Source organism: Ruegeria sp. CH11 (genome assembly GCF_056537105.1).
Genome location: NZ_JBQFQX010000012.1, coordinates 69,232 through 86,945, shown reverse-complemented (window position 1 = coordinate 86,945; position 17,714 = coordinate 69,232). Strand labels below are relative to the sequence as shown.

Here is a 17,714-nt window from a genome sequence, read left to right as displayed (position 1 = left end):
TTGACACTTAAAGCACATTTTCTTATTTAACCCTTAAAAACAAATGATACAATTTCGGAGGCGGGCACATGCTCATCGGATACGCACGGACATCCACAGCAGACCAGATTGCGGGGTTTGAAGATCAGCAACGCAAGCTAACAGACCATGGCTGTAAGGAGGTGTTCGCTGAACAGGTGAGCAGCGTGAAGCAGAGAGACCAGCTTGATGCTGCCATAAACTTTGCCCGTGAAGGGGACATTCTGGTCGTCACTAAGCTGGACCGTCTGGCCCGCTCGGTCCCTGACCTCATCGACATTCGCAAGCGGCTTTCGGACAAAGGCGTCGGACTGCATATCATGGATATGCCCATGATGAACGACAGCGCCACCGCGCAGATGCTTGAGACAATTCTCGGGGCTGTTGCTCAGTTTGAACGTGAGGTGATGCTTGAGAGGCAGCGTGAAGGGATTGCGAAGGCCAAGGCCGATGGCAAATTCAAAGGACGCCCTGCCATGGATGAGAAGAAGGCAGCCGCCATTCGTGAAGCGTTCCAGAACGGCGAGAAGCCGACCCAGATCGCAAGGGACTTCAAGGTCAGCAGAGCGACCGTTTACAGGCTGGCCAAAGAGGCGGCCTGAGGGGCTGAAACAATTCACCCACGTACATGCAGAAAGAAAACGGTCAGTGAGCAACAGTCATCGCTCATACATGCAGAACCAATTCACCCACACTATAGCCCCTACGCATCGCTCGCCATTGGCTCAGAGTTAACCCTCATACAAACCCTAACAGAACGCGCCCGGTGGCTCGAAGTTATCGGTCACAATAGCCCAACCTGACGGCCAGACAGGGTCAATTCACCCCCACTATAGCCGTCCACAAAATTTCCGAATTGCCTCGTTTCGTGGAAGTGCGAGGCGATGTCAGCATGGCGTTATCACCGACCGACAAGGAAGGCGGATAGCAGACCATCTGTGGTGGGGCGTCCTGTGTGCTGGACGTCTCACCCAAGCATTCCCCGTGAGTTGCCCCGTGGGTTACCCTGAAGCGGAACCTATCGGGCACTTCATGTGTATTTCCGATCATTGTTGTCTGGTGATGGCGGGGCGTTGGTCCCCTCAGATCATTTCGACATGCCTGTGCATCAGGGCGTCATCAGTTCAAAAGCCAAGTTGCACGCAATGCAGGAAGCAAACCCTCAACCCATGTAAAATGGAGCCAAGAGCAATGAAAGCCTCTGACCTCAACGCTGAACATGTCGTGGCCACACGCGACGAGATACCTGTCACCTCAATAGCAAAAGACCCCCGATTTTGGTTTCGTTCTGGTGAAGCGCCCAGCGCCGACCACATCGACACCCTTTCGAAAGCCTTGCGGGCTGGCCGAGAACTCGACCCGATATTGCTCTGGCGCGAATGCGATGACACCGGCAGCCGTACCGGGCGGTTGATCATCATGGATGGCCACCACAGGACGGAGGCTTACTACCACCATTTCGAAACCTACGGGATTAACCTCAGCGATGCCCCTCTGGTTCCCGTTTTGGTGCACGAATGCCTACCTATGGTCGCCCGTTTGTTGGCGCTGGCGGCGAATACAAAAGACAGTAAGCCGTTGATGCCTGCGGAGCGGAACAATGCCGCATGGCGGCTGGTGCGCGATAGCCTGCACTGGACGGGTAAGGCTTGGCAGAGCCAGCTAACCAAAGCACAGATTGCGCACGCATCCGGGGTTTCCACGCGAACCGTCCAGCGCATGAACAAGGTGTTCAAGTTGATGACAGAGGCGAAGCACGAACCGACCGGGGAGTGGTGGCAGGACAATCAGTGGAAAGTCCAACGCGACGACGATTGGACGCCACCCAGCAGCGAGGAATTAGAAGCGATGACCAACGACGCGGCGAATGCAATCAGCAAGGTGTTGACCGATGCCAAGCTAAAGCGGGATGAGGATGTGCTTACAGTTCTGTGCAAGGTGTTTGTCCCTTGGCGATTGAAGCAGATCACCGCAGAGCTTTGGGAAAGCGATGTGTTGGACGCTGACGAAGAATTTGCGGACACCAGCATCGTTGACCGAAAGCGTACCGCAAGGACAACTTTAGGGGACGCCGAACGCCCGCTTGATGCGCTACTAAGAGCGGCGAGTAACGATGAAGGCAACGACTTCAACTACAACCCCCGGCGTAACTTCAAGGGGCGGATGGACGCGCTTTCAGACGACGCCATCAAATTGGATTAGGTCGGCTCCTGAGAACAGCCTGAAAGAATGCCCGAGGTGACCGTGAAGGCGGCACTAGGGGAGACACCATAAAGGGAGACATTGTCTCCCCTGAGCAGCAACCGAGGGCGTCCAGAACGGGCGTCCCTCTTCATATCTGGAACACACAATGGAACTGAATGAACAGAACCGGGTGGCCGACAAACGGTTACGCCGTATCGGCTACGACAAGCGACGAGCGTTCACGAAACGCCTGAGGTCAACCGCACGTGCCCGTCTGGGGCACGATAAGATTGATGGACAGCTTGCCCCTTGGGCCGACAAACCGAGCCACTGGGCCAGCATGAGAGTGCGCCCTGAGGTGGTGGTTACAGTCAACACTGTGCGTGAGCGCATGGTTAAGCAATTGGAGCGTGAGGTTTCACAGAGCGAAGCGCTTTCCTTCTTGGTTGAGCTTGGCGTGCTGGCCATGAACCGCAGAGGCAAGACCGCGTGTTAACGACGCCGCAAACAAGTCCCAAGAACCTCATAACGAACGATGAAGAACCCAAAATGACAAAAACTGAAATCACCATTCATACTGATGGCTCTTGCCTTGGTAACCCCGGTCGCGGCGGCTGGGCGGCAATTCTCCGTCGATACGAAGGTGGCAAAGAGATCAAGAAGCGGTCCATTCACGGAGGCGTCAAACGCACCACCAACAATAGGATGGAAATGATAGCCGCCATTCAGGGCCTCAAAAAGATCAAGAAAGACGAGAAAGCCCAGATCACGGTCTACTCTGATAGCCGTTTGCTTGTCCAAGGAATGACCGAATGGGTGTCCAAATGGCAGGCTAACGACTGGCGAAAATCGGGCGGGAAGCCAGTTGAGAACCGCGAACTTTGGGAAGAGCTTCTGGCGGTCGCAACGGGGTTGAACGTGCAATGGGAATGGGTGCGAGGTCACGCCGGAGACCCAAGGAACGAAGATGTGGACGCACTGGCAGCGGCGGCGGCCAAGAAGGCCGCGTGAACGAGGCGCATTCAACCCCGGCAAATACTCAATTTGTCCCCGCTCAGTTTACCACTGGTGGGGACAACGACCACAAAAGGTCGATTTCACAGCAAAAAATTGGTGGAACGTTCGACTAAACCAAATTTTAGGCTACGTTTAGAAGTGCTTGAGGATAGTGCGCTAAGCTGACACAAGCAAAACGATTGACTTATGGTCGATCCCGATTCATTTTCGTCGCATCTGCGCACCAATGACAATGTAATGGCCGGGCGCGCTGCCTCGACCCTGGCGTAAGAAAGGATTCGTTGCGAGCTATGGCATCAGTGATAACAGCAGACGACTTCTTCCTAGCTACAATTGCGCTTCTTAAGAAGCAATCGGTGGACATACTACCGGTCAATGATGACCTGGATAGGAAATTTGCAGAACTGTACGCGCTGGTTTTTGGCGAGAAATCAGATGCGTTTCTCCCAACTTTCAATTTCAATGTTGATGAGGTTCATGGGAATTCGAGAGGTTTTCGAGAAACGATGTATGCGGCGCGTTTCAACAATATTGTTTCGTTAGAGAACCCGACGTTTCACAGAATGAAGATAAAGCTCACGGAGGAAGACGCAGAGTTTCTCTCCGATCAATCAGAAATAACTGACATTTTGAACGATCATATAATGTCTGTTTTTGCGGACAACATTACGGATGCCCGAATTAGCGGTTAGTCTAGAAGACCTCCAAAGGTTCTTTGAGGAATTTGCAGATCAACAGTTAGCTGAATATGTTGACTACATTTCTCAGGGGCCGGTTTGTTTCAATTCGAAAGAGATAAATGACCCTGTATGGGGAACAATAACGCTTTCTCCATTCGAGGTAGCAATACTAGATTCGCCTTTGCTTCAGCGCCTCAGAGGCGTTCGTCAACTTGGGGTGGTTCATTGGGTCTATCCTGGAGCGATCCACACACGGTTCGAGCACACACTTGGTGTCCTGTCCCAAACTCAAAACCTAATAAGTGCACTGAACTCGTTTCCAACCAAAGCTGATGAAACAACCGGGATTTCAAGGAGCATTTCTCAAACACTAAGGCTAGCGGCACTGTTGCATGATATTGGTCATGCTTGTTTTTCACACGTGTCCGAGAAAGCATTGGGGAACTTTGTCGAATTTCAAGTCGCTGTAACAAATTTTAATAAAGATCACGGGATCGATAAGTCGCAACTCAGCGAGATTGCAGCCTTTTATATGATTAAGTCACCTAGCTTTAAGAAGCTAATCGAAGCGCTATTCGGTAGAGCAGAAGGCTGGCCACAACTGACTTCCAATTTCGAAAAAAACAAATCAGAAGTGATAGACGCTGTATCAAAGATCATTATTTCAAAGAAGTTTGATGACGAGCATCCGACTGCCCAAGATATAATTTCAGGACCATTCGATGCTGACAAGATCGACTACCTTATGAGGGATGCGCTCTATTGCGGTGTGCCGAATGTTGTGGATACATCTCGGTTGGTGCAAAAACTGCAGCTAAAAAATGTCGCCGAAGCAGACGTTCCTAAGCACCTCCAAGATGGCCTGAAGAGCGGCAAGACTGGCTACAAATTATTTGGAATCAAGTCTTCAGGAGCCCGGGTCTTGGACGAGTTGGTTATGGCTAGAACATTCCTACACTCCAAGGTTTACAGGCATCAAAAGGTTCAGGCGATAGAGTCGATGATCGAAGCGCTCTTTCGTGCATTTGCCAAACAAACGAAATTAAAATGTCTGCTTCAAATCGCTTACCTCCTTTCCGACGAAGAAGTCTTGTCACTTAATTCGGAAAATTTTGAACGACGAATGAGTGCGATTGGCGTTCAGCTACGCGATAGTGCTGATGCTAAGTCAAATCTGCACGTTATAGGCAAGCTAACGTTCAAAATCAGGAATCGCCGTCTCTTTGCTCGTGTCATGCAATTGGAGTCAACGTATCCAGGTGACCCACATGGGGAGCGTGATCAACAGAAGAGAAACCTCACAAGGTTGATGAACGATCTGAAAAATGTGCAGAAACTTGGATACATCAAGGATAACCTCGTTACCGAGATCGAAGAGATATTAAGAAAGGCTCCAAACCTTGTCGCAGGAGTTAAGGACATCGCAACTGACTTTGCTTTGGCGATCACTCCCCCATCCGGTACATCTGGCAACTCAGAAATTGATCGGGCTTTAATATTTCATAAGAGCGGTCAAATCGAAAGATCTGGGGAAACACTTTTTAATTCAGATGGTTGGTCGAGTGCCTATGACGGCTCTGGGGCTGCGGCGGGGTTTATCTTCGCTGATCTACCTTATGCGCTAGTAACCTATTTGGCGGCAGAGAAAACTCTCTACAAAGAGTATGGTGTCATAGTTCCTTCGTCTTCATTGGTTGGTTCAAAGGTCACAGTAGAAGACATTGCGGATGCAAAAAAACAACTTGGGGAATTGGGATTTTACAGAAGCCTTCCAATTCAGATGCGGCCAGAACCAAGAAAATTGGAAGAGGTGCGCGCCAATACTGTGATAGACGATTTCTGCAATAAAGTGTCTCTGTACCAAGGTCCAACCGAATTCGAGGGGGACCATGTCATCGATGGAGACATACGGGAAAAAGTTGTAAACTGGCTAAAGCAGTTTGAGCGTGACCATCTAGTAGATATTGCACTCCAAATCTTGGAGAAATTTAGGGTGATGGCGAGAGCGGATGTTGTAAAAGCCGCGAAGAACTTCTTTGAGAAGCATCCTGATTTCAAGAGTGCGTATATCTGCGGATTTGGTTCACTCAAGGACAGTTCTGCTATCGTATCATACTTCGCAAATGATCTTTCTGCTGACTTACACTCTGGCGTGTATTCGGTCGATGAAGCAAAAGACAAAGCTAAAGCGGAAAACAACAAGTTACCCGTAGTCTTTTTTGACGACATTATTGCTTCGGGAGGTCAGGCATCCGATTTGCTTTCTGGCTGGTTTGGAGATGACCCAGGAAGAGAGGGCTTAAATGAAGAACGATTACCGCTTCACAAAGATACAATCGAGTTTCTAAAAGGTCGTAAAATAGCTTTCCTGTTCGTAGCTGGTTGGGATGCAGGGAAGAAAAAGCTGGAGGCCAAGTGTGAATCGCTTGGGCTTGACGCAACGGTTTACATAGATATCCCGGAGACAAAGATTCCTTTCGCATTCGAAAACTGCGATATCAAGGCAAAAGAAGACGATATTCAGGAGTTCCAGGACATCTGCAACAAAGTTGGTGAAGAACTCCTCCGGAGCAAAGGGCAGAGTACAGAAAAAACAAAGAAGCGCGGCCTGGGATACGGGAATCGTGCGATGTTGCTTGCTCTCCCTTATAACGTACCGACGCAAACATTGACCTGCATTCGTGAGAGAGGGGCCTATTTGGGCAGCGATTGGCAGGAAATATTTTTGCGCCGACAAAAGAAATAGACGTCCACTCGGTCATCTGACAATTGACTGAGTTTCGCGCTCGAAAGTGCTCCTTTGGATCGGAATACCTTGGCCTCAGGCCATAGCTGCTGTCGATCCGGACGCCAAGTCGCTCTAAGTGATGAGTAAGCTTGTGTCTGCTCCGTTTCTAAAGCGAAACCTGACTACGGCGTTGTTGACTTTGGCGTAGTGCAACTTGCATCACACAGCGTTTACACTACGTGAAGATGCGAAATTTATATTAAAAACAATCATTTAATGCGCATCTGGATTAAGTGGTGAAAGATTCCTGCCGGGGTCGCCAGAAAAGTACCCAATCGCCCAAGTTCGCCGAACTTCATTCTTCGTGCAATCCAGCGCAAGACGCAGAATTCTGTGGATGCAAAGATCGCGAATTGGGACGCGTTGCACGAGATCCGTTGCCAAAGCCTGCCGTCCCAAAAAGCTGTCAAAGGACGCTGCTAAGGCTATGCTCTCGAAGTCCGGACACCCGTTCACGGGGATCAGAACAAGTTTTTTCTCTTTCTAGGTGATTGTGTGCTATGGTCGCCGATATAGTTTATTGATTTTTCATTTTGGAGGAATTTGGTCCTTTGTCCGACACTCTGCAAAGGCGTTTCCGGCTCCGCCCTTTGGAGGCAGCGGATCTTGAAACCGTGGCGATCTGGTTTCAGGACGTTCAGGATCTGGCCTTGTTTGACCGGACCTTGCGGGCTCCCCTGAACCGGGCGCAAACCGATGAGATATGGAAAGATGCGGTTGGAGGCGATCAGAACTCGGGCAAGTGTTGGTTCATGATCGAAACCGAGGAAGCGCAGCCGATGGGCTTGGCCGGGCTCGAGGCGATATCGAACACCAATCGCGATGCGGTCATCCCGCTGTTTGTGGACAAGTCCGTTCGCAGATCCGGCGTTGGAATACGCGCGGCCGCGTTGACGCTGGACTTTGCGTTCCGGCAGTTGGGGCTGCACCGGATTACCTCGTACTACCGCGAGGACAACCAAAGCACCCGCGATCTTGTCAGCCAGCTGGGCTGCCAGGTCGAGGGCAAGATGCGGCAGGCCTGGTTCGCGGATGACGCTTATCACGACATGGTTGTTGTTGGGCTGCTGCGGCAGGAATGGATGGCGCGGCGTGAGGAACTGGCCAAGGAATTGTCTCCGGACACCACGGTGTATTTTGGCGACGTGAGCAGCACCAGTTGGTGTTGGCCACCCCGGAGAACCTGACTTGACCAGCCCCTGCAGAATTGTCAGGCATTTGCATGACCCGAATTTGTTATATGTTTGCTGTCAGAATCGACGACGGCCTTTAGGCGAGTATCCGCAGTGAATCGTGCACCATCAACAACTCCGATCCGGCAAAAGCTTGGTGCCGTCGTGTTTGCGGATGTTGTCGGCTATTCGCGACTGATGAGCGAGAACGAAATTGATACGTATAACGCGTTGAAATCTCTGCTGTCTCATCTGGAACAGATTTGCCCCAATTATCAGGGCAATGTTGTCGAGGTCCGGGGTGACGGGATTCTGGCTCTGTTCGAAACCGCCACCAGTGCGGTCGAGTTCAGCATCGAGCTGCATCGGATTGCAGGTCAGCACAATCAGGACCGCGCCACGCATGAGCAGATCAAGTTCCGGGCTGGCGTCCATATGGGTGAGGTGTTGCTGGACGAGCGCGGTGTGCATGGAGACAACGTCAACATCGCGGCCCGTCTTCAAGAAATCGCCGAGCCCGAGCGGGTCTATGTCAGTTCGGCCGTATACGAACAGATTCGCAACCGCTTGCGGTATGGCTATGAGTATCTTGGGCCAAAGCAGCTGAAGAACATTTTGTCTCCGGTCGCGACCTATTGTGTCCGCAGCGAGGTTGAGGGCGCGACAATGGCGGCAACGCTGCGCCCGGATATGCAGATCGAGGTGCTGGAGCGCCCCGATATCCCTTCGGTCGCGGTGCTGCCTTTTGCAAGTCAGGGCAACAACGAGGATGACGCCTGGGTGGCCGAAGGGCTGACCGACGACATCATCATGAACCTGTCAAAGTTCCGGAACCTGTTCATCATCGCGCGGAACTCGTCGTTCTTTTTCAAGACGCAGTCGATGTCACCACAAGAGGCAGCGCGGCGTCTGAATGTACGTTACGTCGCGCGCGGCAGCGTCCGCAGATCGGCCAGCCGTATCCGGATCACTGCCGAACTGATCGACGCCAGCACCGAGCGTACCATCTGGGGCGAACGGTTTGATCGCAAGATCGATGACATCTTTGATATTCTGGACGAGGTGACAGAATGTATCGTTGCCGCCACCGCCGTGATGATCGAGTCGCACGAAAAGCAGCGGATGGTGCAGGCGGTCCCTTCAGACTTGCAGGCCTATGGATCGGTCCTGCAAGGGCAGCACCACATCTTCAAATACACACGCCTGGATAACCGCAAGGCGCAGAATTTCTACGAATCTGCGCTCGAGCGCGACGAAGGCTATGCGCGTGCCGCAGCCGCCCTGTCACGCACGCTGAATCTGGATTGGCGCTATTCCTGGACCGAGGACCCCAACAGCGCGCTGGACAAAGCGCTGTCCCTGGCGCAGCGCGCGGTCGAGCTTGATCCGACGGACGCGCGCGGGTTTGGTGAATTGGGCTATGTGCAGCTTTATCGCAAGGAACACGACTCGGCGCTCGAAACCTACAAACGCGCCTTGGCACTGAATCCCAATGATGCGGATATGCATTCAGACTATGCCGATGCGCTGGCCCATTCCGGTGACAATGAAAACGCGATCAAACATCTGCAGCAGGCGATGCGTTTGAACCCTTATTTTCCGGATCAGTATCTGTGGCATCTGGGCGGCGCCTACTACAATCTCAAACGCTATGACGAGGTTATTGCGTCGGTCAACAAGATGAACAACCCGACCGAGGGCCAGCGGGTGCTGGCTGCCAGCTATGCCCAGCTTGGCGATATGGACATGGCGCGCCAGATCGCGGACAGACACCGGATCGTGCACCCAAACTTTTCGCTAACGCGTTGGGCCAAGGTACAGCCCGACCGCCTGACGGATGACACCCAGCACTTTGTCGAGGGTCTGAAGAAGGCGGGGTTCTAAAAAAGGCGCTCGAGAAAAGCGCCCTTTGCCAATCCGATTCTGGCAGGTTCAGTCGCCGCGCGCCTTGGCACCACTCACCTTCGCGCCGCTGACTTTTGCACCACTGACCTTGGCTCCGCTGACCTTTGCGCCACTCACTTTGGCGCCGCTGACCTTGGCACCGCTGATGGCCGGGCTGTCGAAACCGAAATACAGGTCCAGCAGCACCTGTTCGAACTGCCCGGACATCACGTCCATGCGGATCGTGTAGTCGGCCTTGTCATAGTCCCAGACGCGGATGTCGTCGGCCATCTGGTAATCCGCAGCGGCAACGCCTCCCAGCGACGGGTTGTTCGGGGCCCGAGACGCCAGATTACCCGGATTGTTCATGTCGGTGGCGCTTTCGCCTTCGCCATGGACCAGGAAAATCGACGGCTCTGGCAGGTCGTAATAGGTACCTTCATAAGAGAACCCGTAAATCCGGGCGAACCGTGCGCCCTTGCCCAACTGGTCGCCCAGGAAATTGTTTGCGCCCTGGCCGCGGCGTCTGGGCACTTTCTTGAACTTTTGGCGCCCTTTGGTGAAGTTGCCGACCTGTTTCCAGAACCCGGCCTGCGATCCTTCCATCACCTTGATCACGGTGCCCCATTCGAACTGGCGCTTGTCGATCCAGTCGTTGCTGTCGTTGCTGGACACCCGATATAGGCCATTCTGGCTTTTGCTGGACTGGTTCTTGATCAGAATCCAATCTCCGGCATAGACCTGCTGGCCGTTCACGCTCAGACCCTTGAGATCGGCGATATTCTCTTCGCTTGCCACCTTGGCCTCGAAAGACGAAATTTGCAGTTCCTGAATAAGACGTCCAAACAACAACACTTCTGAAAAACTGAGCAAGGACTCAGACATATCATTTTCTCCCGACTAAAGGATCGACGACGCCAAGGACCTCATCTCCCCCCTTATTGGCGCGCAGGTTGTGCGTGCCTAATTTCAAAAATCATCATCCCGTGCGCGTAAACTGCCACAAAACACGCAAAAAACAAAGACATTAAGCCCCCGTCAGTCCGGAACCATGGTGCGTACCGAGGACGCGTGGCTTGTCTCATCCGGTTCCTCAAGGCGTGGGCCGGCGGTGGTCAGGCCAATTTCGCGCATGCGGAAATTGCCCTGGATGATCTGCTGAAAAGCCCCGCCGGTAATTTCCTGATCGACGGCCAGAAGCGCGCGCTCAACGCCGAAATAGCTCAGCATGTCCGCATCCAGCTTCTCCCATGCGTCGGCAAGGTAAGAGCCCAGAAAATCCCGCGCTTCCAGCAGCGCAATGCGGAAGCCTTCGGGGTTCTCGGCATACCGCTGGTCAAAGATCTGCTGCATCACCTGTTCGTACTCGGGTGAGCCTTCAAGCTGATCGGACAGGTGCTCTTCTTCGGGCGAAATCAGATCATGGACCAGCAGACGCTCGTGATAAATGTCGACCAGAATGTCGAACATTGCCCCGGTCAGGGGTTCTGACAGGGCATGCTCGCTGGACCAGCCGTGAGAGAACTCGGACAGCACCCTGTTGTTTGTGGCGATACGGATTTGCGCGTTCTCGGACAGTTCCGCAAAGCGGCTGAGCCGGTTGAACGAATAGAGATTGCCGCGCGTGTTCTCCAAAAGGTCCTCGACAACCGAGCCAAAGTGAAGGGATGCCAGAAGGGCCACCAGATCGGCAGCGGATTCATGGAACCCGTAATACTCGCCCGAGGCATCCCCGTCCGACGGCATTCCGATCACGCTGTAAATAATGGCGTGCCCGATCTCATGCGCCACCACGTCGAAATTCAGGCTATAGGGCCGGTATTCATCGCCGTGATCCCAGGTGCCGCCGGTTTCCAGAAACCCCCAGCCGATGTGCGCGTTGTCCAGACTGGGCAGAAGAGACAGTTCCAGCCGGTCGAAGTCGCGGGCGAAATGCCAGGGGATCGGGCGGCCGAAATAGCCCTCCCATACATCCATCGTAAAATGGGCCGATCCGAACAGGTGCGCGGCTTCGAATGCAGGATCGTCTGGGGTGATGTGGATGAAATTGCCGAACTCATCGGGTTCGGGCGGCGGCTGAATATAGGCGTCCCATGGTGGCAGATACATCTGCGGGCCATTGGGTCCGGGCACCATCGCGCCGTAGGGCGTGGTTTTACCAACCGGGTTCATCGCATACATGCGCGGGCCGGATGGGCCGGGGCCGATGCTGCCCGGCGGGGCCGAGATTTCGACCATCTCAGGTTGCATGCCCGGCTCTAGGAAAGGGGATTGCGGGTAGAGTAGAAACCGGGTTCCGGGTGCCTCGTCGTCTTCGGGGGTCTCGAGCCAGCTCATCCATCTATCCCTTCAGGGTCTCAGTCCGGCGACCCGTTCAAATGGCAATATGCATATTCAGCTTCAATCAGTTCAATAAACCTGTCGCGCCCGTCCAGACCAAGCGCCTTTGCATGGGATTCAAGATCATCGGGCACCGCGCGGTCAAGCCGTGTTTCAAAATACCAGATCAACGCCCGCAAGTGGCGGGTGGGTTCGTTCTGTCGTGATGGTGCCGGTTGTGCAGCGGTCCGCTTGTGGCCTGCCCGCTGTTTCAACGCGGCATATCCACCCGAATGCCGCAGCTCATCCAATACCAGCGCGTCCAATTGAGTCTGTCGCGCAGTGATCGCGGCCTCGGACCGTGCCCGGTCGGACAAAAGCGCTTCGTATTGTTGCAGCGTCAGATCATTTTCGTTCAGCCAGCGCATGAGGTCAGCCTGACGCGGCAACCCGGATTTGGCCCGGTGATCCGACATCTGCCGCATCAGGTCGTCCCGGTCTGGCTGGTACCCGTCATCGCGGGCCAAAAGCCGCAGCGCCGCCTGTTCGCGCAATAGCGCAAAATGTTGCGGGTTCAGCCGTACCTCGTCCAGCACAGCGTGATCTGTGGGCACATCCGTGGGCGGCTCGGAGTCGATGCGGGCGCACAGCTCGCGCCATGCCAGCGTTTGCTCCACCCTTGCGGGATCGGTTGGCACCTGTGCGCCTTGGTTCAGATGCTGCGCCATCAGCGCCAACATCTCGCGTGCATCATTGGCCTTGATATCCACCGCCCCGGTCGCCAACCACTGACCAAACGCGTCCAAACCCGGCAAGCGCTTTGCGGCCTCAAGAATGGTACGCCATTCCCGGTCGCGGTAATGCAGTGCCTTAGCCAGCTTCAGCACTTCGACTGCGCTGTCGGGCGGCAACACTCCCTGATCGCGCGCATTGTCTACTGTAGCTCGGACCGAAACCATCGGCGTGCTGAGCGGTTTGAACCCCAATTCTGCCGGGCTGTGCAGAACCGCAACTTCGTCATCATCCTGAATTGCGCCGCTGCGGTAGTCTTCGAATACGCGGCCAACACCGATCATCCCGAAATCCGCCAGCTCTGCCGCCCGCAAGGCCCCCATGCTGGCGCTGCCGTAAACGGGGATGCCCAGTTCCAGCGCCCAGAGTATCTCTTTGTGCCAGACCGATGGAACGCCATCGAAAAACCCGTCGATGATACCGATTGCGCGAGGTTTGTCCTGCGCCGCGCGATAGACGTCGCCTTGCTGCACGGGGGGCAGCACAACTGCGTCCAGATGTTCCAACACATTGGTGGCAGACAACGTCGGTCCGGTGAACACGATAACGGTCATGGGTGCGCACCTGCCTTTTGCGCCCGGGGGCCTGCGACATAGTCGGGATCGTCGTGCGGGGCCTCCAGCCCGGGGATGACCGCACGGACGACGGCGATGTCATATTCGGGCCGGGACAGGTCGACGATCACTATCTGCGGCGCTCCGATAACGGCAAGCTGGGTTACGAGGAACACCAGATCCTCTTCGAAAGAGCTGGTGACATGTGTCGGGCATGACCGAAAATCCTCGGTCGGAGCCGAACCGGATATCAGGTCACTGACATAGTCGCCGCGCCAGGATCGGGCGGCGTCGCTGAATTCGGCGGGGTCCAGATCGTCCCGTGCGCCAGAGATATAGGTCAGGCGCGTCTGCGCGGCCTCAGTCACCGCTCGCAACAGGGCAATATCCCGGTCGGGGTGGCATCCATCTCCGATGCCGATATGGCCTTGGGCGCTGCCCTGTTCGCAGATCACGCAGCGAAAGCAGGCGACCCCGGTATCAGAGGTGGTGTTCCAGATACCAAGCTGCAAGCCTGCCTCGGCAATCCTGTCCATCGCCTGTCTCGATCTCGGGTCGTCCACAGTTTCCGTATCTATGCGTTGTCCCGGCCCCCGGTGGTGCCAAAGCGTGGTTGCGTCCCGCTCGATCACCTCGCAGATCGCGTGGCAGCTGGCCTCGGCCTTGTTGTTGCCCGATGCCAGCCCGTTGGTGGTGCGGGGAAAGGCGCGACCCGGCCCGTCGGGAGGTGTGGTGTAATCCGTATCCACCATCTCATACGGCACCCAGCAAGAGCTGTCAGTCGTCAGATCCACGCCTTCGACCCACAGCCTGCGGTCATGCGGATCGAAACGACCGCCAGTGACCCGAGGCAAACGAGTGGTATCAACGACGTTGGCCGTGGCGGCCAGATCGGCATAGCTGGCCAGCCGCAACGGCAGGTCGATCCGTTCTGCATGCCAGGACTCGATGGCCTCCATCACGCCCGAAGCGCGCGCGGCGCTGGGCGACAGTCCCTTACCCAAAGACACCGCAACCGAACGCGAATTGGGTCGCGTCACCATCACCGTTGGCAATCCGATCCGATCGAGCCCGGTCAGATCGGCAACCCGGGTAATACCCATTTTTCCAAGATAGGGCTGAACTGTTGCCAGCGTCTGCTCGGGGCTTCGCAGCCTGTGGGTATCATGCAGATACGCCTTCTTCGAGGTGTCGGGCATATGCTCAACCTTGCCAAACAATTGATGGGCAACCAAAAACCCCGATCACCGGACCGGAGGCAGTTTCAATGCGGTCAAGGATGCTGGATCAGAACAAATGGGTCAACTGCGCAGCCCTTTGCCGGATCATCTGGCATATGAAATGCCTCAATCAAGCGCGCGTTGCCTCTTGCGGTCATACCGGCGTCAGCTTTACCAGCCAGGAAACCGCCGCGCTATCGAGCTGCGGAATCTCTTCCGTGCTGCCCCCGGACAATATGCGCATGGCCGCGTCGTTCTGAAGATGCGCAGACAGCAGGTCGATCGTTTCCTTATCGAGGGCGTCCTCATCCAAATCCGCCTTCCGGGCTGCAAGCAGCAGGTCGGCGATACGGGGATCACGGGCCAGAACCTGCCAAAGGCCTGGATGTTCCGACATCAAAATGATCCAAAGTACAAGCTGCCTCCACTTGTCCGTCCCGGGTGTGATGGCCTGCAGGACCCGCGCGCTGCCCTGATAAATCGCGACCATGTTTATGATCCGTTTGATGCGCCGTGGATTTTCGGGAAGGCATCGGCGGAAATCCATCAGGCGATGGGCCACGTCCTGGCGCACGTCGTCGGAGTAAGCGGTGTTCACAACAGCCTCGGTATTGATCGCTCGTGTCAACGACCGCAGGGTTTCAGCGTCACCTCCGAACTGGTTACCGGCCTGCTGGATCAATTTTTCGGCTTCGGCGTCGATCTCTTTCGCGCTTCTCCGGTTTGCCAGCTGCTGGCGGGCTTCGGTCACGAACGCGTTCAGCTGTTCGTCACGCGCCGGATCGCTTTGCTGCGGCCCCTTGCGTTCGCCGGTCAGAAGATAGCCAAAATAGGCATCGCGCACGGACTCATCTGCTTCGGGCAAAAGAAACGACAACTGGATGACCTTTTCGGCAAACCGAGCCCCAAACGAGATATCCTCGCTGCGATGCGCGTCCCTCATGTTGTCGTGCACCTGCGCAAAGGACGCCTCGATCCAATGTTTGTCGCCCAGCAGCAGGTAAACCACATAGGGTGACCTGAAGACGGTCAGAAGGCCGCGCATCAATTCGACCACATATTCCGGCTCGCATCGGTCAAGATCATCGATTACCACGACAAGCGGGCGTTGAGCGTGCCGGCTCAACTTGGCGGCTTGGCTGGCGAACCGGCGGCGCAGGCGATCTAGCGGGTCAGAATCGCCCAGGTTTTCGGAATCCACCGCGCTGCCAGCCGTTACGATCACGTTCTGCAATCCGTTGCGCAGCGAATTGATCAGCGCGAGACCCGAGCCACCACCGACCAGCGTCAGAAACAGCGGCCAGAAACCAATCGAACTGGACTCAGGCTTTTTGAATAGCGAACTGAACCAGTTCTGGTCGGCAGCCTCTTGTCCGCTGAACGCGTTGGTCAGAATTGCGACCACAAACAAGAGTGCCGCGAATATCAAAAGACCGACAAAGGGCATCCAGACCCCCGGCATCCGCAGGCGCCACCAACCTTCCGATAGGTGGTTCACGACCCGCTTTGGCCAGGGCAGCGTTTCCAGATACCCCTTTCGGATGGTCTGATAGAAATCCCACCACGGGGGCGACACATGCTGGTGCTGCCACGCGTTGAACGGCACCGAAATCCATTTGCGTTCGCGCCAGCGCTGTGGCCAGCGCGACGCGATCTTTTCCGCCACCGCAGCAAAGACCGAAACGTTGTCGCCCGTGTTTTTGCCCAACTGCTGCAGATCGATCCCGTATTGCGACGGGTTCAGCATCCGCGTGATGTAATTGGCAAAGGTCGTTTTGCCCCCGCCCCACGGGCTGTCGATATGCAGGACAAAGGCGGCCTCGGACGGGACCTTGCCGCTGTCGCCTGCGGCCAGTTGATCGTCCTGAACCGCGTTGATCAGCGAGGCCAGCGAAAAGGCCAGCGGCCCACGATCCAGCAGGTCACGGGTCGTCTCGGCCCGGTCCGAGGACAGGGTCACTTCGGTCGGGCGGTCCCCGCTTGCGCCGGGATCTTCCGCGACTGAAAAAAGATGCCGGAATATTTCGACCTCACCCTGTTCGAGCTCTCGCAGCGAAATTTGACCCGGCCAGTTTTTGCCCGTGTTTTCAACAAAACGAAGAACGTTATCGCGTGAAATGGGTGAGTTCGGAAAACTGTCGCGCAGGCGCAGGGAGATCTGATCGCTCTCCGACGTCGGAAGCGCCTCGATCTGCGCCCATCCCACGACGCCGCCGCGGCTGGAGGGTTTCCCGCTGTATTCTTTGTTGTCCACCGTTCGCCAGATTGCCACCACATCGCCTGGCCTCATGGCGCTTTGCAGCTCGCTCGACGATTTGGGTTTGATATCCCAAGATTCCACCGATCCCGGGCTCATCCGCCCTTCCAGTTGGGTGCTGTCGGTTCGGCGATACTGGCACAGCCAAAGGGGTCGGTCGGTCAAAGCAATCGACAATTCGCTGTTGTCGTTGCTTAGCGCATGGTCCACGCCACCCCGCCGCAACAACGCCGCCGCATAATGTACTGGCTGCAATCCGCCAAGCTGCCTGAGCAGATTGTGGAATGAGTCTCCCTGATAGTCCCGGACTTGAACGAAATTCAGCAACTCAAGCACCACTTGCGCCGCATCCGCCGAGCGGCCATCTAGGCCAATCAAACCGACGAGCATGTCCAGGTTGTTCGACGCGGTTGCAATCGTGTTGAAATCGGTTCGCGCAAGAAGGGTCGCATCGGGGAACTCAACGCCATCACGAAAGAAGGTGGCCATGGTTTCCGAGTAAGCGTCTGCGGCGTGGTTTCGAACAAATGTTGCCAGATTTCGCAGAGGAAGCGGCGGTTCGGTCGAAGGATTCTCCGCCATACCCCATTCGATCGCCGCCAAGAATACCGTCGACGTTGAAACCAGCCCTGTCGATGAGGTCTTTTGAGGTGCCAGCACATAGGCAAACGCCAACAGGGTCCGGGCGTCGTCTTCGAGCCGATCACCAAGGCGGTCGCCCAGCCAAATGGTCACCTCGTCGTCGACCTCCAACGCTTCGTTCAGTTCGGATTTTGACTCCGCGGTCACTCTAACGAACCCCCACTTGCGCTGCGCCAGTCAGGCGGCG

Annotated in this window: 13 protein-coding genes; 8 read left to right on the top strand and 5 right to left on the bottom strand. The window is 55.4% G+C overall.

Translation table 11 applies throughout. The features are described 5' to 3' along the window. The first annotated feature begins 68 nt into the window (after positions 1-68). The 8 genes from ACR0LX_RS16965 to ACR0LX_RS16930 all read left to right on the top strand — a co-directional run bounded on the left by ACR0LX_RS16965 (position 69) and on the right by ACR0LX_RS16930 (position 9,743). Positions 69-620 carry a recombinase family protein gene (locus tag ACR0LX_RS16965; RefSeq protein WP_480784728.1) on the top strand — a complete coding sequence of 184 codons (552 nt, stop codon included), beginning with the start codon at positions 69-71 and terminating at the stop codon, positions 618-620. A gap of 589 nt (positions 621-1,209) precedes the next feature. Further along, the gene (locus tag ACR0LX_RS16960) at positions 1,210-2,220 is read left to right on the top strand and encodes a hypothetical protein (protein ID WP_480784727.1); all 1,011 of its coding nucleotides are present in this window, start codon (positions 1,210-1,212) and stop codon (positions 2,218-2,220) included. Positions 2,221-2,368: 148 nt separating this feature from the next. Next, complete coding sequence (locus ACR0LX_RS16955; protein WP_480784726.1) at positions 2,369-2,698, top strand: hypothetical protein; 330 nt, start codon at positions 2,369-2,371, stop codon at positions 2,696-2,698. Positions 2,699-2,751: 53 nt separating this feature from the next. Further along, on the top strand, positions 2,752-3,213 hold the full coding sequence (gene rnhA / locus ACR0LX_RS16950; RefSeq protein WP_480784725.1) for a ribonuclease HI: 462 nt from the start codon (positions 2,752-2,754) through the stop codon (positions 3,211-3,213). 296 nt (positions 3,214-3,509) lie between these two features. Beyond that, a complete protein-coding gene (locus ACR0LX_RS16945; RefSeq protein ID WP_480784724.1) occupies positions 3,510-3,911 on the top strand; it encodes a hypothetical protein in 402 nt (133 codons plus the stop codon). Next, on the top strand, positions 3,892-6,645 hold the full coding sequence (locus tag ACR0LX_RS16940) for an HD domain-containing protein (protein ID WP_480784723.1): 2,754 nt from the start codon (positions 3,892-3,894) through the stop codon (positions 6,643-6,645). The genes ACR0LX_RS16945 and ACR0LX_RS16940 overlap by 20 nt, the downstream gene beginning before the upstream one ends. A 593-nt stretch (positions 6,646-7,238) precedes the next feature. Continuing rightward, positions 7,239-7,874 carry a GNAT family N-acetyltransferase gene (locus ACR0LX_RS16935; RefSeq protein ID WP_480784722.1) on the top strand — a complete coding sequence of 212 codons (636 nt, stop codon included), beginning with the start codon at positions 7,239-7,241 and terminating at the stop codon, positions 7,872-7,874. 99 nt (positions 7,875-7,973) lie between these two features. Further along, positions 7,974-9,743, top strand: a complete 1,770-nt coding sequence (locus tag ACR0LX_RS16930; protein ID WP_480579553.1) for an adenylate/guanylate cyclase domain-containing protein — start codon at positions 7,974-7,976, stop codon at positions 9,741-9,743. Between the two features lie 48 nt (positions 9,744-9,791). Here ACR0LX_RS16930 and ACR0LX_RS16925 read toward each other — a convergent pair whose 3' ends face one another. The 5 genes from ACR0LX_RS16925 to ACR0LX_RS16905 form a co-directional block, all read right to left on the bottom strand. After that, positions 9,792-10,628: a hypothetical protein gene (locus tag ACR0LX_RS16925; protein ID WP_480579551.1), complete on the bottom strand. Its 837-nt coding sequence runs from the start codon at positions 10,626-10,628 to the stop codon at positions 9,792-9,794. A 153-nt stretch (positions 10,629-10,781) separates the two neighbouring features. Continuing rightward, positions 10,782-12,080 carry a gluzincin family metallopeptidase gene (locus ACR0LX_RS16920; protein WP_480784721.1) on the bottom strand — a complete coding sequence of 433 codons (1,299 nt, stop codon included), beginning with the start codon at positions 12,078-12,080 and terminating at the stop codon, positions 10,782-10,784. Positions 12,081-12,100: 20 nt separating this feature from the next. Then, complete coding sequence (locus ACR0LX_RS16915) at positions 12,101-13,408, bottom strand: TfuA-like protein (RefSeq protein WP_480784720.1); 1,308 nt, start codon at positions 13,406-13,408, stop codon at positions 12,101-12,103. After that, entirely contained in the window at positions 13,405-14,607 is a 1,203-nt protein-coding gene (locus ACR0LX_RS16910; RefSeq protein ID WP_480784719.1) for a YcaO-like family protein, read from the bottom strand. The genes ACR0LX_RS16915 and ACR0LX_RS16910 overlap by 4 nt, the downstream gene beginning before the upstream one ends. A gap of 175 nt (positions 14,608-14,782) precedes the next feature. Further along, positions 14,783-17,674 carry a KAP family P-loop NTPase fold protein gene (locus ACR0LX_RS16905; protein ID WP_480784718.1) on the bottom strand — a complete coding sequence of 964 codons (2,892 nt, stop codon included), beginning with the start codon at positions 17,672-17,674 and terminating at the stop codon, positions 14,783-14,785. Positions 17,675-17,714 lie beyond the last annotated feature (40 nt).

Bases quoted from the DNA above. Each gene is read 5' to 3' on its own strand.
- ACR0LX_RS16965 (WP_480784728.1), top strand. From the start codon at position 69: ATGCTCATCGGATACGCACGGACATCCACAGCAGACCAGATTGCGGGG.
- ACR0LX_RS16960 (WP_480784727.1), top strand. From the start codon at position 1,210: ATGAAAGCCTCTGACCTCAACGCTGAACATGTCGTGGCCACACGCGAC.
- ACR0LX_RS16955 (WP_480784726.1), top strand. From the start codon at position 2,369: ATGGAACTGAATGAACAGAACCGGGTGGCCGACAAACGGTTACGCCGT.
- rnhA (WP_480784725.1), top strand. From the start codon at position 2,752: ATGACAAAAACTGAAATCACCATTCATACTGATGGCTCTTGCCTTGGT.
- ACR0LX_RS16945 (WP_480784724.1), top strand. From the start codon at position 3,510: ATGGCATCAGTGATAACAGCAGACGACTTCTTCCTAGCTACAATTGCG.
- ACR0LX_RS16940 (WP_480784723.1), top strand. From the start codon at position 3,892: ATGCCCGAATTAGCGGTTAGTCTAGAAGACCTCCAAAGGTTCTTTGAG.
- ACR0LX_RS16925 (WP_480579551.1), bottom strand. From the start codon at position 10,628: ATGTCTGAGTCCTTGCTCAGTTTTTCAGAAGTGTTGTTGTTTGGACGT.
- ACR0LX_RS16920 (WP_480784721.1), bottom strand. From the start codon at position 12,080: ATGAGCTGGCTCGAGACCCCCGAAGACGACGAGGCACCCGGAACCCGG.
- ACR0LX_RS16915 (WP_480784720.1), bottom strand. From the start codon at position 13,408: ATGACCGTTATCGTGTTCACCGGACCGACGTTGTCTGCCACCAATGTG.
- ACR0LX_RS16910 (WP_480784719.1), bottom strand. From the start codon at position 14,607: ATGCCCGACACCTCGAAGAAGGCGTATCTGCATGATACCCACAGGCTG.